The organism is Bartonella sp. AP4SXKL, from assembly GCF_042195845.1.
GTDB lineage: Bacteria > Pseudomonadota > Alphaproteobacteria > Rhizobiales > Rhizobiaceae > Bartonella.
This window is the reverse complement of sequence record NZ_JBHIPA010000089.1, coordinates 1-569: the sequence shown is the minus strand read 5'-3', so window position 1 is coordinate 569 and position 569 is coordinate 1. Positions and strand designations below refer to the sequence as shown.

General features: G+C 35.1%; 1 protein-coding gene. It reads left to right on the top strand.

The window, feature by feature from the left end; all coding sequences use genetic code 11:
- The first annotated feature begins 245 nt into the window (after positions 1-245).
- Positions 246-446: an AlpA family transcriptional regulator gene (locus tag ACFIMI_RS09825; RefSeq protein ID WP_015856172.1), complete on the top strand. Its 201-nt coding sequence runs from the start codon at positions 246-248 to the stop codon at positions 444-446.
- The last annotated feature ends 123 nt before the right edge of the window (positions 447-569 follow it).

Sequence of the window (569 nt, the reverse complement as noted above, 5' to 3'; positions counted from 1 at the left end):
TGGATAAATGGGCGGCTTATGTCACGGGTCAAACCTAAAATATGGGGTGAATAACCCCATTATCTGTGGATAACTTTAGCTCTCTTGTCTCTCATTCTTTCTCAATAAGATTCATCACGTATCACATCAGAAATTGTATAATAAAATATTGTTTTCTATGAATAAAACATCTTTCTAAATGAACCAAAATGTGGTTAATAAATAGTTATGATTTGTTACCATTTTTATAGTGAAAGGATTTTAATATGACAGAAAATGATATTCTTTTAACTGACCGTGAAAGTGCAAAATTGCTTCATATGAGTGTTTCAACATTCCGCCGTCATGTAACCAATGGCTCTCTCCCAAAACCTTTAAAATTTGGCTTTTTATCCCGTTGGTTACAATCGGATCTTTTGAATGTCATCGAGCAAGCAAAACAGCAACGTTATAACGACGCGGCATAAAAAAAACCTTATCACGTAAGGACGGACAAGGCTTTCTCTGCTGAAGCAAGACTTAAGGTTTGCATTCAAGTTGTTCTGAATGCTTTTTACAATAAGGGCTATTTAAGCGTCTCTCAACACTTC